This window comes from Pseudomonas allokribbensis (genome assembly GCF_014863605.1).
Classification (GTDB): Bacteria; Pseudomonadota; Gammaproteobacteria; order Pseudomonadales; family Pseudomonadaceae; genus Aquipseudomonas; species Aquipseudomonas allokribbensis.
The window spans coordinates 3867384-3882062 of record NZ_CP062252.1 but is presented as its reverse complement, the minus strand read 5'-3'; the positions used below and the strand labels follow the sequence as shown (position 1 = coordinate 3882062).

The 14679-nt window shown below is 61.7% G+C and carries 15 protein-coding genes; 6 read left to right on the top strand and 9 right to left on the bottom strand.

Going from position 1 to position 14679, the window contains the following annotated elements; genetic code table 11:
- Positions 1-34 precede the first annotated feature (34 nt).
- Positions 35-1426: an aldehyde dehydrogenase family protein gene (locus IF199_RS17585; protein WP_192558248.1), complete on the bottom strand. Its 1392-nt coding sequence runs from the start codon at positions 1424-1426 to the stop codon at positions 35-37.
- Between the two features lie 103 nt (positions 1427-1529).
- Here IF199_RS17585 and ptrR point away from each other — a divergent pair, with 103 nt between their 5' ends.
- The 3 genes from ptrR to IF199_RS17570 all read left to right on the top strand — a co-directional run bounded on the left by ptrR (position 1530) and on the right by IF199_RS17570 (position 3729).
- Positions 1530-2411, top strand: coding sequence for a putrescine utilization regulator PtrR (gene ptrR / locus IF199_RS17580; RefSeq protein ID WP_039767672.1), 882 nt, complete (start codon positions 1530-1532; stop codon positions 2409-2411).
- A 95-nt stretch (positions 2412-2506) separates the two neighbouring features.
- Complete coding sequence (locus IF199_RS17575; protein ID WP_192558247.1) at positions 2507-3169, top strand: M24 family metallopeptidase; 663 nt, start codon at positions 2507-2509, stop codon at positions 3167-3169.
- A gap of 131 nt (positions 3170-3300) precedes the next feature.
- On the top strand, positions 3301-3729 hold the full coding sequence (locus IF199_RS17570) for a TOBE domain-containing protein (RefSeq protein WP_102620931.1): 429 nt from the start codon (positions 3301-3303) through the stop codon (positions 3727-3729).
- Between the two features lie 58 nt (positions 3730-3787).
- Here the strand turns inward: IF199_RS17570 and IF199_RS17565 are convergent, their stop codons facing one another.
- Both IF199_RS17565 and IF199_RS17560 read right to left on the bottom strand, forming a co-directional pair.
- Positions 3788-5353: an aldehyde dehydrogenase (NADP(+)) gene (locus IF199_RS17565; protein WP_192558246.1), complete on the bottom strand. Its 1566-nt coding sequence runs from the start codon at positions 5351-5353 to the stop codon at positions 3788-3790.
- The gene (locus IF199_RS17560; RefSeq protein WP_096820099.1) at positions 5350-5988 is read right to left on the bottom strand and encodes a cysteine hydrolase family protein; all 639 of its coding nucleotides are present in this window, start codon (positions 5986-5988) and stop codon (positions 5350-5352) included. The genes IF199_RS17565 and IF199_RS17560 overlap by 4 nt, the downstream gene beginning before the upstream one ends.
- A 99-nt stretch (positions 5989-6087) precedes the next feature.
- Here IF199_RS17560 and IF199_RS17555 point away from each other — a divergent pair, with 99 nt between their 5' ends.
- Complete coding sequence (locus IF199_RS17555; protein ID WP_192558245.1) at positions 6088-6585, top strand: winged helix-turn-helix transcriptional regulator; 498 nt, start codon at positions 6088-6090, stop codon at positions 6583-6585.
- Positions 6586-6652: 67 nt separating this feature from the next.
- Here IF199_RS17555 and IF199_RS17550 read toward each other — a convergent pair whose 3' ends face one another.
- From IF199_RS17550 to IF199_RS17525, 6 genes are all read right to left on the bottom strand, one after another.
- A complete protein-coding gene (locus IF199_RS17550) occupies positions 6653-8068 on the bottom strand; it encodes a purine-cytosine permease family protein (RefSeq protein ID WP_102620933.1) in 1416 nt (471 codons plus the stop codon).
- A 289-nt stretch (positions 8069-8357) separates the two neighbouring features.
- On the bottom strand, positions 8358-9506 hold the full coding sequence (gene argE, locus IF199_RS17545) for an acetylornithine deacetylase (protein ID WP_192558244.1): 1149 nt from the start codon (positions 9504-9506) through the stop codon (positions 8358-8360).
- Complete coding sequence (locus IF199_RS17540; RefSeq protein ID WP_039766940.1) at positions 9503-10180, bottom strand: DUF1028 domain-containing protein; 678 nt, start codon at positions 10178-10180, stop codon at positions 9503-9505. Before IF199_RS17540 ends, argE begins: the two co-directional genes overlap by 4 nt.
- 27 nt (positions 10181-10207) lie before the next feature.
- Positions 10208-10624 (bottom strand): RidA family protein, encoded by a 417-nt coding sequence (locus IF199_RS17535; protein WP_007950460.1) that lies wholly within the window; start codon positions 10622-10624, stop codon positions 10208-10210.
- A gap of 58 nt (positions 10625-10682) precedes the next feature.
- Positions 10683-11990 (bottom strand): flavin-containing monooxygenase, encoded by a 1308-nt coding sequence (locus IF199_RS17530; protein ID WP_192558243.1) that lies wholly within the window; start codon positions 11988-11990, stop codon positions 10683-10685.
- A 258-nt stretch (positions 11991-12248) separates the two neighbouring features.
- On the bottom strand, positions 12249-13067 hold the full coding sequence (locus IF199_RS17525) for an alpha/beta fold hydrolase (protein ID WP_192558242.1): 819 nt from the start codon (positions 13065-13067) through the stop codon (positions 12249-12251).
- Between the two features lie 181 nt (positions 13068-13248).
- On the opposite strand from IF199_RS17525, the gene IF199_RS17520 reads away from it, so the two are divergent.
- Both IF199_RS17520 and IF199_RS17515 read left to right on the top strand, forming a co-directional pair.
- Complete coding sequence (locus IF199_RS17520) at positions 13249-13698, top strand: winged helix-turn-helix transcriptional regulator (protein ID WP_192560971.1); 450 nt, start codon at positions 13249-13251, stop codon at positions 13696-13698.
- A 177-nt stretch (positions 13699-13875) separates the two neighbouring features.
- A complete protein-coding gene (locus IF199_RS17515) occupies positions 13876-14658 on the top strand; it encodes a hypothetical protein (protein ID WP_244142399.1) in 783 nt (260 codons plus the stop codon).
- The last annotated feature ends 21 nt before the right edge of the window (positions 14659-14679 follow it).

The following is a 14679-nucleotide window of genomic DNA, read 5'->3' as shown; positions in this document are numbered from 1 at the left end:
AAGCGCAAAACGTTTCCGGGCTTTGTTCATTGGATCAGCGGCGATCCAGCCACACGGTCTGCGCATTGCAGAACTCGCGCACGCCGAAGTGCGACAGCTCGCGGCCAAAACCGCTTTTCTTCACGCCGCCGAAGGTCACGCGCGGGTCGCTGGCGGAGTAGCCGTTGATGAACACACCACCGGTTTCCAGCTCGCTGGTCAGTTGCTGGGCCAGGGCGACGTTGGCGGTGTAGATCGTGGCAGTCAGGCCGAACTCGCTGTCGTTGGCCAGGGCCACGGCGTGAGCGCAGTCGCGTGCGGTGATGATAGAGGCTACCGGGCCGAACAATTCCTGTTTGAACGAGGTCATGCGGTCGGTGACGTCGGCCAGGACGGTCGGCTCGTAGTAGTTGCCCGGCCCTTGGGCCTTGCCGCCGCCGAGCAGCAGGGTGGCGCCTTCTTCAAGGGTGTCGCGCACTTGCTGATCCAGTTCGTCACGCAGATCGAAGCGGGCCATCGGGCCGATGTAGTTGTCGGCGGACAACGGATCGCCCATCTTCAACTGGCGGGTGGCCTCGACGAATTTGCGGGTGAACTCCTCGACCACGCCTTCTTCGATGATCAGGCGTTTGGCGGCAGCGCAGACCTGGCCGGAGTTCTGGTAACGACCGATCACTGCTGCTTGCACGGCTTCGTCGATATCGGCGTCGTTGAGCACGATGAATGGATCGGAACCGCCCAACTCCAGCACGCATTTCTTCAACGCGGCCCCAGCCTGTGCGCCGATGGCCATGCCGGCGCGGACGCTGCCGGTCAGAGTCACGGCGGCGATGCGCGGGTCGGCGATGGCGGTGGACACGCCTTCCGGGGTGACGTTGATCACTTCAAACACGCCATCGGCAAAACCGGCGCGAGTGAATGCGTCGCGCAACAGATAGGCGCTGCCCATCACGTTCGGCGCATGCTTGAGCACGTAGGTGTTGCCGGCGATCAGCGCCGGGACGGCGCCACGCAGCACTTGCCAGATCGGGAAGTTCCACGGCATCACGGCGAGGATCGGGCCGAGCGGACGGTATTCGATGCGCGCCTTGCCGCCTTCGACCAGTGTTGCTTCGGCGTTGAGCATGGCCGGGCCGTGTTCGGCGTACCACTCGCAAAGCTTGGCGCATTTCTCGATTTCGCCACGGGCCTGGGCGATCGGCTTGCCCATTTCCTGGGTAATCATGGTCGCCATGGCTTCGCTGCTGTCACGCAGGGTGCCGGCCAGTGCGGTCAGGGCGCGGGAGCGGTCTTGCAGCGGCTTGCGTTTCCATTTGCCGAAACCGAACGCGGCACGGGTCAGCGCGGCATCGAGGGCCTCGGCGGATTCGAAGGCGTAGTGACCGATCTGCTCGCCAGTGGCGGGGTTGATCGAGATGGCGTGGGTCTGGCTGGAAATCGGGCTCATGGCATCGTCCTGCGAGGTCAGTGGATGCGCTCAGAGTAGGGTGGCGTTTGATTTCTGGAAACTGAATAATAAAGAGCGTTTCTTTCACGATTGGAGAATGACTGTGGATCTGGTGCAACTGGAAATCTTCAAGGCCGTTGCCGAGCACGGCAGCATCAGCGCGGCGGCGGCGCAGATCCATCGCGTGCCGTCGAACCTGACGACGCGCATCAAGCAGTTGGAGGAGGATCTGGGCGTCGACCTGTTCATCCGCGAGAAAAGCCGCTTGCGCCTGTCGCCGGCCGGTTGGAGTTTTCTGGAGTACGCACGGCGGATTCTCGACCTGGTGCAAGAAGCACGCGCCACGGTGGCTGGCGAGGAACCGCAAGGCGCGTTTCCGCTGGGCTCGCTGGAAAGTACGGCGGCGGTACGGATTCCCGGTTTGCTGGCGACGTATAACCAGCAACACCCCAAGGTCGATCTGGACCTGTCGACCGGGCCGTCCGGGACGATGATCGACGGTGTCCTCTCCGGGCGCCTGGCGGCTGCATTTGTCGACGGCCCGGTCTTGCACCCGGCGCTGGAAGGCATCCCGGCGTTCGAAGAGGAAATGGTCATCATCTCGCCGCTCCACCACGGCCCGATCCAGCGCGCTGCGGACGTGAATGGCGAGAATATCTACGCGTTCCGCTCGAACTGTTCCTATCGCCATCACTTCGAAAAATGGTTCAGCACCGACGCTGCGGTGCCCGGCAAGATCTTCGAGATGGAGTCCTATCACGGCATGCTCGCCTGCGTCAGTGCGGGCGCCGGTCTGGCCCTGATGCCGCGCAGCATGTTGCAGAGCATGCCCGGTTGCGCGACGGTGAGTGTGTGGCCACTGGCGGCGGATTTTCGCTATCTGACGACATGGCTGGTGTGGCGCCGGGGCACGGTGTCGCGCAGTCTGAGCATGTTCGTGCGATTGCTTGAGGAGCGCGGCGTGGTGCGTGCAGAAGAGAATTGACACTTTGTGTCATGGTTGTATCTTAGGCGTCCTGTTTCGCAATATAAAAAACTATACAGCGCAAGCGATGCGCGATTAGCCGGAAGGAATCAGCGATGACCACAGCCCTGAGCGGTAAAGAAGCGGTAGGTGAACGTTTTGTGCTGGAAACCATGCGCCACGCCCAGCAGTTGACCTGGAAGGCCGTGGACGAGATCGCCAAGGTGATCAAGCCCGGCATGCGCGAATCGCAAGCCCATGCTCGGGGCAAGGAAATCCTTGTCGAACTGGGCATGGACCGGATCTGGCATCCGCTGCTGATCCGCTTCGGTGCCAACACGCTGAAGACCTTCAAGGAGCGCTCCGAAGGCGATCCGGTGCTGGGCGAGGAAGACATTTTCTTCATCGACATGGGCGTGGTCTGGGAAGGCCATGAAGGCGATGCCGGGGCGACGTTCGTCACCGGGTCCGATCCGCAAATGATCGCTTGCGCGGCGGCCTCCAAAGCACTTTTCGACAAGGTCGAAGCCTTCTGGCGCCAGGGCGTGACGGGTGTCGAGCTGTATCGCTACGCCACCGATCAGGCCGAGGCCATGGGCTGGAAGCTGAACCTGGACATCAAGGGCCACCGGGTCAGTGATTTTCCTCACGCGATCTATCGCGGCGGTAATCTGGGGGATCTCGATCAGGCTCCGAATGCCGGTGTGTGGATTCTGGAAATCCAGATCGAGCACCCTGAGCTTCCGTACGGCGCCTTCTATGAAGACCTGCTGATCTGATTCACTTTGGCGGTGCTAGAGTCAGGAGTCGATGTTCATTCAGGTGCAGCGCTGTAGTTGTAACTACATAGCGCTTGCTCAGATGATGCAGGCCGTTTCCTAACTCCAAAGTCAAAAAAAGGACGTCCATCATGAAAGTCAGTGCCCGCAACGTTTTTAAAGGTCAGGTCAGCCAGGTTCAGGAAGGCTCGGTCAACGCGGAAGTTGTCCTGACCCTGCCGGGCGGCGAGAAGCTCGTTGCTGTCGTGACCCTGGCCAGCCTCAAGAGCCTGGGCATCGCGGTGGGCAAAGAAGCCGTTGCGCTGGTCAAGGCGCCTTGGGTGATGCTGATGACCGAATCCGACGGCATTCGCCTGTCGGCCCGCAACTGCCTGCAAGGCAAGGTGCTGAGCGTGACCGATGGCGCCGTCAACGCTGAAGTAGTGATCGAGCTGGCCGGCGGTTCGAAGGTCTATTCGATCGTGACCCGCGACGCGGTGAACGAACTGGGCCTGGCGGCTGGCGTGAGCGCGACGGCGGTGATCAAGGCTTCGCACATCATTCTGGGTGTGCCGGCCTGATTAAACGCGCGACTCGATAAAAATGCCCGGTTCGGTGATTTGCCGAACCGGGCATTTTTTATTGGCCATCGATACTGCGGGGTAGGTCGAGTAGATTTCCGTCGCGCAACACCTCCGGCAGCAACGCATCCGGAAAGCCCTGATACGCCACCGGCCGCAAAAAGCGTTCGATCGAGGTCATGCCGACCGAGGTGAAGCGACTGTCCGAAGTGGCCGGGAACGGCCCGCCGTGCACGGTGGCGAAAGTCACTTCCTGAGGATGGGCGAAGGCGTTGACCACGATGCGCCCGGTGCGACGTTCAAGGATTGGCAACAGACGCCGAGCCAGGTCCAGATCGCGGTCTTCAAGGTGAATGGCCGCGCTCAGTTGGCCCTTGAACGACCGCGCGACCGCCAGCAATTCTTCCTCATCGTTGACCGTTACCAGCAACGCGGCCGGACCGAACACTTCATGGGCCAGCGCCGGTTCGCCGAGCAGGCGTTGACCGTCAACTTCCAGCAGCGCCGAGCGGCCTTCAAATTGGCCATCCGCTGGTGCGCCGACTGCCACCAGATTCGCACCAACGCTTTCCATCGCCACCAGCCCTTTGACGTATGAACCGTGAATCCCCGGGGTCAGCATCGTGCGTGCCGGTGCATCACTGATCCGTTTGATCATGGCGCTGCGCAATGCTTGCAGGCCATCGCCCTTGACCGCGATCAGGATCGACGGACACAGGCAGGCTTGCCCGACATTGACCAGCATCCGCTCGGCGAAACCGTCACCGATTTCCGCGCCGCGTGCCGCCATTGCTGCGGGCAGGATGAAGGTCGGGTTGACGCTGGTCATCTCGGTGAACACCGGGATCGGGTCGGGACGCAGCTGTGCGCGGCGATAGAGCGCCATGCCGCCCAGTTCCGATCCGGTGAAGGTCACTGCCTTGATCAGCGGGTGATCGACCAGCGCCTCACCGATGGCATTGCCGCCGCCGCGCACCATCGAAAACACACCCTCGTGCAAGCCATGCGCCTGTACGGCCTTGCGGATGGCGCGGGCCTGGATTTCCGAGGCGCCGGGGTGGGCGTTGTGGGCCTTGAGAATCACCGTCGCACCGGCCGCAAGCGCCGAAGCGGTGTCGCCGCCGGCCACCGAATAGGAGATCGGGAAGTTGCTGGCGCCGAAGATCGCCACCGGGCCTATCGCGATCTTTTGCAGCCGGTGATCCATCCGTGGCCGGGGCTGACGCTCAGGTTGCGCCGGGTCGATGGCCAGTTGCAGGAAGCGACCCTTGCGCACCACGTCGGCGAACTGGCGGAACTGGGTAGCGGCCTTGGCGGCTTCGCCTTCCAGTTGCGCTTGGGGCAAACCGGTTTCCAGTGCGGCACGGGCGGCCAGTTCCTCACGAACGGCGTCGAGGTTATCGGCGATGCTCTCCAGAAACGCCGAGCGTTCGGCCAGCGAGGTGTGGCTGTAGCTGTCGAATGCCGCGTCGGCAAGGGTTGCAGCCTGATCGACCTGGGCCGCGCCGCCAAACGCGAACTCTGGTTCGATCAGTTGATGGGTTGCCGGATTCAGCGCTTTCATCGTGCCCTCGGTGGCGAGGATGTCAGAGGCGCCGATCAGCAGGTGGCCAGTCAGACTCATTTCGACTCACCCTGTGTGTTGAGGCTGGCGATCAACTCGTCGGTGGTCGTGACGACATGGGCGAAGGTCGGGCCGTTCAGCTCATGGGCGGAATGCATCATCTCTGGTTTGAACGCCGCGGTCGCGTCGCGCACCAGCGTGACGTGGTAACCCAGTTCGCTGGCGTAGCGGGCGGTGGCTTCGATGCAGGTGTTGGCCAGCAAGCCGACGATGATCACGTGGGTGATGCTCTTTTGCTTGAGGCGAAAATCGAGGTCGGTGTTGGCAAAACCGCTGGAGCCCCAATGCTCCTGAGCGACGATGTCGCCGTCCTTCGGCGCGAAATCCGGGTGCCATTCACCGCCCCATTCGCCACGGGCGAAGTGGTGCATGTGCATGATCTTTTGTTGGGTAGGGCTTGGGTGATCCCAGTTCTCGTAGTCGCCTTTGACCCAGCGGTGATGCGGTACGATGACCACCGGAATTTGCAGGCCACGCACGGCGCGGTCGAGTTTGCGCAGGTTGTCGAGCAGACCGTTCTGGTCGGCGATCGGTTTGATCAGCGGAAAGATCTTGCCGCCATCCGATAAAAAATCGTTGTACGGATCGACCAGCAGGTAGGCGGTTCTGTCGAGCGGATAGAGAGGTTTCGACATGACGATGTACTCCGGCAATGAGAGTGATCGATGCTCAGGGCTTGTTCCTGCATCGTGTTGATATGATAATCATAGTAACTGTGAAAGAGGCAAGCCCTGATGGCTGTAAACGATAGTCTTCCCGATACGCTGTGCCCGATTTCCCGGGCCGAGGCGATCGTCGGCGACCGCTGGACGGTGCTGGTTTTGCGCGAGTTGTTCATGGGCAGCCATCGCTACGACGAGATTCAGGCCCAGACCGGCGGTACGCCGCAGATGGTCGCCGCTCGTCTGAAAAGCCTGGAGGCAGACGGACTGGTCGAGCGTCGCTTGTATAACGAGCGGCCGAAACGTTACGAGTACCACCTCACCGCCAAGGGCGAGGGGTTCTACCCGGTGGTGATTGCGTTGCGCGCCTGGGGAGAGACCTGGTGCAAGTCGCCGGAGGAGGGGCTGGCCGTGAACATGATCCACAAGCACTGCAATCACAGTGCCGGCCTCGGACCGCTGTGCGATCACTGCGGCGAACTGTTGCGACGCGAGGATCTGATCAGCCAGCCGCAAGAGGCTTATGTCGCCGAGCGGCAAGCGCGGCGCGAGGCGTTCAAGGCGAAATAGGCGGTTCCAGCCAAAGCAAAAGGCCCTCGCTTCGAGGGCCTTCGTATGTCAGTGAAGAAAGGAAGGCTTACAGACTGCCCGCCAGTTTCCCGGTCATCAGCCGCCGACGATAAGCACTGTCACGACTGGCCAGCCAGAAATACAGCGGCGACGTCACCAGCAACCCCACCAGCCAGGAAAGGTCCGCGCCGTTGATGTGCGCCGACACCGGCCCGACGTACAGCGGCGTGTTCATGAACGGAATCTGCACCGCGATGCCGATCGCATACGCCAGCAAGGCCTGCGGGTTGTAGCGGCCGTAGATGCCGCCGTCGACCTGGAAGATCGAGGCGATGTCGTACTGGCCTTTGTGGATGGCGTAGAAGTCGATCAGGTTGATCGCTGTCCACGGCACCAGCACGACCAGCAGCACCAGCACCATGTCGACGAAGTGGCCGATGAAGTCTGACGACGCGCCGACGGCGGCGAAGCAGCAGGCGAGCAGCACGATCAGCGAAATCACCGCGCGGCTCTTGGCGGTCGGAATCCAGCGATAGGCGAAAGTCTGTACCAACGTGATCAGCGACAGCACCGCGCCGTACAGGTTGAGCGCGTTATGGCTGATCACGCTGAGCAGAAACAGCACCAGCATCAGCGGGCCGATCGAGCCGGTGGCGAGTTTCACCGCATCCATGGTGTCCATGCCCACCGGGGTTGCCAGCACGGCAACCGCACCGAAGATGAACGACAGGCTGGAGCCCAGTGCGGAACCGAGGTAAGTGGTCCAGAACGTCGCGGCCACCGGCACATTCGCCGGCAGATAGCGCGAGTAGTCCGACACGTACGGCGCAAACGCAATCTGCCACAACGCTGCCAGCGACACGGTGGCGAGCCAGCCCGAAAGGTTGAAACCGCCACGGGTAAGGAAGTCAGCCGTCTGCACGTGAGTCAGGATGTAGCCGAAGCCGACCACGATGCCGATCCCCAACACCCAGGTGCCGATGCGGTTGAGCACGTGGATGAAGCGGTAACCGATGATCCCGATGATCCCCGAGCCCAGCGCGCCGATCACGATGCCGACCGGCACCGGAACGCTGTCGACCACGCCATGCAGGGACTTGCCGGCGAGCACGATGTTGGAGGCGAAGAAACCGATGTACATGACGCCGGCAATCAACACCACCAGCAGCGCGCCGAGGGAACCGAATTGCGCACGACTCTGGATCATCTGCGGAATGCCCATCTGCGGGCCTTGCGCCGAGTGCAGCGCCATCAGCACACCGCCGACCAGATGGCCGACCAGAATGGCGACGATGCCCCACACCAGATTCAGGTGAAACAGCTGCACGCCGAGGGCGCCGGTGACGATGGGTAGCGGCGCGATGTTGCCGCCGAACCAGAGGGTGAACAGATCCCTGACCTTTCCGTGGCGATCTTCGGGCGGCACATAGCCGATCGTGTGTTTTTCAATGAGCGGTGCGGACGTTGTTGCAGAGGTGGCCATGACGAACTCCAAGGCAAGGACGAGTACGTGGACGTACTTCAGTGAGCGCCGGCACGGACGGCGCATTTCTTGTTGGGGTTGATCATGGGCAATGCCCGGAGAGAGATAAATTAGTTGTTTTGTTGCTTCAGGCGTTAAAAAAACGAGGTTCTCCGTTCAGGTGAAAGCGCTCTGTTTCGGGTGTTTCAGCGCCATGAACGACAACGCAGCTGACCTCCATCGGAGCAGCTGTCTGTCGGTGAACCTGCGGCTCGGCTGCGGACTTGAATCCTGCAGCCAGACCGTTTTTTCAAAGGTGAATCGAAGCCAGCATCCGTTGCAGCATCTCATCGCAGGCCTTGAGCTGATCGCGGCTGACGAACTCGTCCGGCTTGTGACCCTGGTCCATGCTGCCGGGCCCGCACACCACCGTGGGAATCCCCACCGCGTCGAACAAGCCGCCTTCAGTGCCGAAGGCCACGGTGCCGAAATCGTCCGAGCCACAGAACGTGGCGATCAATTCCGCAGCCTGGCTCCGGGCATCCGTTGCCAGTCCCGGATACGCCGACAGTTCGCTGAACCGGATATCGCTCTGCTCGCTGACGGCCCGCATGCGCGGCAGCATTTGCTGTTCGGCGTAGGCCTTGAGTTGCTGCGCGACGATAACCGGATCCAGCGAGGGCAGGGCGCGGATTTCGAAGTCGAAACGGCAATCGGCAGGGACGATGTTCAACGCCTTGCCGCCGCTGATCACGCCGGTTTGCACCGTTGAATACGGCGGGTCAAAGCGCGGGTCGAGGTGTTCATCCTTGAGCTGCCGACCGATGCGCCCCAGCTCGCCGATCAACTCGGCGGCGCATTCGATGGCATTGACCCCGAGTGGCGCGTAGGCCGAATGACAGGCGTGACCCTGGACATCGCAGCGCATCGCCAGTTTGCCCTTGTGCCCGAGCACCGGTTTGAGTTCGGTCGGCTCGCCGATGATGCACAGCAACGGTTTGAGCGGACGTTGCTCCAGCACCTTGAGCAGCGAACGCACACCGAGGCAACCGACCTCTTCGTCGTAGGACAGCGCAATGTGCACCGGCATGCGCAACGGTGCTTCGATCAACGATGGCACCAGCGCCAGCACGCAGGCGATGTAGCCCTTCATGTCCGCCGTGCCGCGACCGTACAACTTGCCGTCGCGCTCGCTGAGTTCGAACGGCGGTAGCGTCCATGGCTGACCGTCGGCCGGTACCACATCGGTGTGCCCCGACAGCACGATGCCCGGCTGATCGGCCGGGCCAATCGTGGCGAACAGGTTGGCCTTGCTGCGGTCTTCGTTGTAGATCAACTCGCACGGCACATCGAAACCTTCGAGGTAGTCACGCACGAAGTCGATCAATTGCAGGTTGGACTCGCGGCTGGTGGTGTCGAACCCCACCAGCGTTTTGAGCAACGCGACGCTGTCGCTCATCGGTCGTCTCCGGCAACTCCGTAGCCCGGCGCCTTCGCCGGATCGAGGGCGCGGTCGATGTAGTCCTGAAGCTGCGGGCGATAGGCATCCCAGAGTTTTTGCAATTGGCCGATCGGGTCTTCATCGGCCCAGTCCACCCGCAGGTTTACGATAGGCCAGGTCAGTTCGCCGACCACGACCACGGCTGCTGAATGCACCGGACCTGCTTCACCGCCCAGGGCCTGGGCGGCGTGCAAGGCCTTGATCAGGCGGTCGGCCAATTGGCCTTCGCCTTCTTCGAACGCGCTGACCATGGCTTCGATCACCGAGCGCCCGGCGAGCATGTTGCCCGCCGCTACGCACTGTTCGCCCGACACGGCGTTGTGCACGCCCAGGGTTTGTGCGCCGCTGAAATGCGCGGTCTGCCCGAGGTGGTTGATTGCCGTGATCTGCCGGTACTGACTGTAGCCGTTGCGGGTCAGCACCTTGTCCAGCGCTGCCTCGGGCGCCAGGCCTTGCTCCATCAAGGCGAGCACTTCCGGGCCGAGGGACGGCAGGGTGATGTTCTGGCTCGACACCGCGCCGACACCCGGCAACAGCCATGGACAACGGGCGCCGACGGCAATGCTGGAGGAGCTGATGGCGATGCCGAACTGGCCGGTTTCGGGGCAGCGGGCGGCGATGGAAAATGTCATGTGTGGCCTCCTTTCGCTAAGGTCGAATTACTCGGGAATCACCGCTACCACATCAATTTCCATCAGCCACTGCGGCTGGCCCAGGGCCGACACCACCAGCCCGGTGGAGATCGGGAATACGCCCTTCAGCCATTTGCCGACTTCCTGATACACCGGCTCGCGGTAGCGCGGGTCGATCAGGTAAGTGGTGGTCTTGACGATATGGCTCAGGTCGCTGCCGGCCTCTTCCAGCAGCTGCTTGACGTTGCGCATCGCCTGTTCGGTCTGTGCGCGCGGGTCGCCGAGGCCGACCAGTTCACCATCGAAATTGGTGCCGACCTGACCACGGACATACACGGTATTGCCGGCGCGGACGGCCTGGCACAAGTCATTGTCCAGGGTCTGGTTCGGGTAAGTGTCCTTGGTGTTGAACATGCGAATGCGGGTGTGGGTTGGCTGACTCATGTGAGGCTCCTGACGAAATCGGGCCCGGGGCGATGGGCGCCGGTATTGATGAGGGGAATCAAGCGTCGACGGTGTCGGCGGCTTTGTTGTGCAGCCCGGCTTCGCGTTGTTCGGCATCGCGATAGGCCAGGTATTTGCGCTGGGTGGCGATGTGATCGGCCACGTGCTTGGCGTCGTGCCACACGCCCCAGATGAACGACGAACCGCGTCGTGACTGCCATGGCAGCCCAAGGAAATACACACCCGATTCGCTGGACACACCGCGCTGATGTTGCGGCTTGCCGTTGTCGTCGAACGCCGCGACTTTCAGCCAGGAATAGTCCACGGCAAACCCGGTGGCCCAGATGATCGACGTGATGCCGGCGGCGGCCAGATCGAGATCGGCCAGCGGGTTCTTCACGCATTCAGGATCCGGATAGGTTTCCCGGGCCTCCGGTTCCAGCGGCAGATCGAGGCCGTTGCGTTCGATGTAGGCGTCGGCGGCATCCAGCAGCGCAAGGTAGTTCTCGTCGCCACGCTTGAGGTTGTCGCGCAGGTCCTGTTTGAAGGTCACCACGCCGTCGTTGAAGGATTCGGTGACGCCGACCAGGGTCATACCGCGATGGGCCAGGCCACGGAAATCGATCGTGCGGCCACCGTGGGCGCCGCTGACGGCGATGGTCACGTGCTCGCGGCCAGGTTTCATGGCGGCCTGATCCCATTCGCCGAGCACGCCGAGCCACCAGCAGAAATCGCGGTTGCGGTAAGCACGAGGAGGGCGGTCATGGGCACCAACCGAGAGAAACACCTGCTTGCCCGAGCGCTGCAATTCATCGGCGATCTGCACGCCAGACGAACCGGCACCGACCACCAGCACGGCGCCGGCCGGCAGTTGTTGCGGGTTGCGATAGTCGGCCGAGTGAATCTGCAACAGACGCTCATCCTTCGGCGCAATGGCCGGGATCACTGGACGCTGAAACGGGCCGGTGGCGGCGACGACGCGGGCGGCTTCGATCACGCCCTCGGAGGTCTCGACGGTGAAGCCCGGGCGACCGACATTGCGCACCACGCTTTTCACGTCCACGCCGGTGCGGATCGGCGCGTTGAATTTCTTCGCATAGGCTTCGAAGTAGTCGGCGACGCGCTCCTTGTGGGCGAAACCATCCGGATCGACATCATCGAATTCCATCCCCGGAAACCGGTCGTGCCACGCCGGACCGTTGGCTACCAGCGAGTCCCAGCGCCCGGTGCGCCAGCGCTCGGCAACGCGGTTGCGCTCCAGCACCAGGTGCGGAACACCGAGTTTGCTCAGGTGTTCACTCATGGCCACACCCGCTTGACCGGCGCCGACAACAAGCGTGTCTGTTTTTATTATTTCAGTGGTCATCTCTGATCCCTTCTCACGAGGCCGTTGGATTCAGGCCGCTGTCGACCTGTTCTCTGTGCTTGGGATCAGACTAGGGAGGGGGTGGATATCGGTAAAATATTATTAAGCTGGGATGTGAAGATAAAAACGTGATGCAGAGGCCTGAAGCGCCCGTAAATGCTGGGCCTCGCCACGGCACCGGAATCCGGGACAACGAAAAAAAAGGGCCGCCGACAGGGTAGTCGACGGCCCTTTGCAAGGCTTCAGTTGACTGCGGACTCAGCGGTCGAGAAACGCCAGCAGGTCTTCATTCAATTGCTGCGCATGGGTGACCGCAAAGCCGTGTGGCGCGCCTGCGTAGACTTTCAGCTCAGCGCCCTTGATCTGTGCAGCGGCCCGTTTGCCGGTGGTTTCGAATGGCACGATCTGATCACCGTCGCCGTGAATCACCAGCGTCGGCACATCGATTTTCGCCATGTCCGGGCGGAAGTCGGTTTCCGAGAACGCCGTGACGCAATCCACGGTGCCTTTGAGCGAGGCGAGCAGGGCGATGTTCAGGGTTTGCGTCAGCACGCCCTCGGAGACGTTCTGACCCTGATTGGTGCCATAGAACGGGGCGTTGAAGTCAGCAATGAACTGCGCGCGGTCCTTCAGCAGGCCGGCCTTGATCCCGTCGAACACCGACTTGTCGACACCTTCGGCGAAGTCCGGTTTCTTGCCGAACAGCGGCGTCACCGCGCCCAGCAACACCAGCCCGGCAACGCGCTCGCTGCCATGGCGCGCAATGTAGCGGCTGACATCGCCGCCGCCCATGGAGAACCCGACCAGGGTCACGTCACGCAGATCCAAGTGTTCGATCAACTGCGCGATGTCGTCGGCGAAGGTGTCGTAGTCATAGCCGGTCCATGGCTGCTCGGAACGACCGAAACCGCGACGGTCGAACGCGATGGTGCGGTAGCCGCGGCTGCTCAGGTATTCCATCTGGTATTCCCACATGTCGGCATCCAGCGGCCAACCGTGGCTGAACAGCACGGGCTTGCCGCTGCCCCAGTCCTTGAAATAGATTTCGGTGCCGTCTTGAGTCGTGAACGTGCTCATGGAAACTCCTTGGGTGTGGGCCTGCGTGGATGCCGTGATGGCAACGTTCACTATCGCGGCAAAGTGCATCGGCCACTTGTACGCAGGTGCTAAGTTCGAGGCGCACGGCGTTATCGGTTTTGCAGCGCGGGTTGTAAGATGCAACCGCATCGAACCTGCCGATTTGCTGGAGACCCCCGAAATGAAGCGCAAAAGCCTTGCCGGCAATGCCTGCCCGATCGCCCGGACACTGGACCTGATCGGCGACTGGTGGTCGTTGCTGATCATCCGCGATGCGCTGGATGGCATTTGTCGTTTCGGCGACTTCGAGAAGAGCCTGGATATTGCCAAGAACATGTTGAGTGTCCGGCTCAAAGGGCTGGTGGAGCGCGACATCCTGCGCATGGTGCCGGCGTCCGATGGCAGCGCCTACAAGGAGTACGTGCTGACGGAAAAGGGCCGTGCCCTGCAAACCGTGATCGTTGCGCTGTCGCAGTGGGGCGGGGAACACCTGTACGCGCCTGGCGAACCGGGGTCGGTGATGGTCGATGCGCAGAAAGGGCAGCCGATCCGCAAGCTTGAGTTGCTGTCAGCCGATGGTCGGGTGCTGTCGCCGGAGGATGTGGCGACGAAACTGGCAGTTGAGCACTGAGGTGAAGTGAGTGGGGTCTGTCGGACGTTTCGTTTTTCGGAACGTTCTCTGATGCGGCGACCGGTTTTCCTTGGTTGATCTGCGAAACATCCTGCATCTCTGTCGGAGTCGGACGATTTCACAGATAACGTTCGTCGGCAACAATGGTTCGGTGAATCCATAAATTGACGCAGCACATTGCTGAACCAGCAGGGTGCGATCCTTGCCAATGGCAGCCACGCAGAACTCGCGCTGGGCACCGGTAACCTGCAGAACCAGGGTGGCACGCTGCAGGCCGACACCCTGAACATCACCAGCACCAACCTCGACAACAGCGCGGTCAACGGCAAGGCCGGTTTGATCTCCAGTCTGTTGGGCGATTTGCAGCTGACGGTGACACGTCTGACCAACCATGCCGGCAAGCTCTTCGGCAAGGATCAGGTCATTTTCAAGGGCGCCAACCTGGATAACGCAGGCGGCGAGATCAGCGGCAATCGCCTGGGGCTCGAAGCGGTCACTCAGATTCTCAATCAGGGCGGGCTGATCGAGTCGGCGACGGATCTGCAGCTGATCGGCGGCCAACTGGACAACAGCGCCGGCGGGCAGATTCGTGCATTGGGCGGAGCCACCAGCACGATCAAGCTGAACGGCAACCTGAATAACCAGAACGGCGTCATCGAGATCGGCAGCGAGGATCTGGAACTGGCCGGTGCCCAGCTCAACAACCTCAGCGGCAGCGTTCGTCACGCTGCAAAAGGGCTGTTCGATCTGGACCTGAGCAACCTGACCGGCTCTCAAGGCAGCCTCACCGGTCTGGGCAAAGGCGTTTGGGATATCGCGTCGGTCAATGGCGTCGGCACCTGGCAACTGAACGGTGGCCTGACCTACACCAGCACGCAGGGCCGTAATCTTTACAGGAAACCATCAAACCTTATCCATATTCCTGAAGTGGAAAAGGGGACAGTGAAAAGGGAAAAGTGATTAATAAATCTGTCCCCTTTT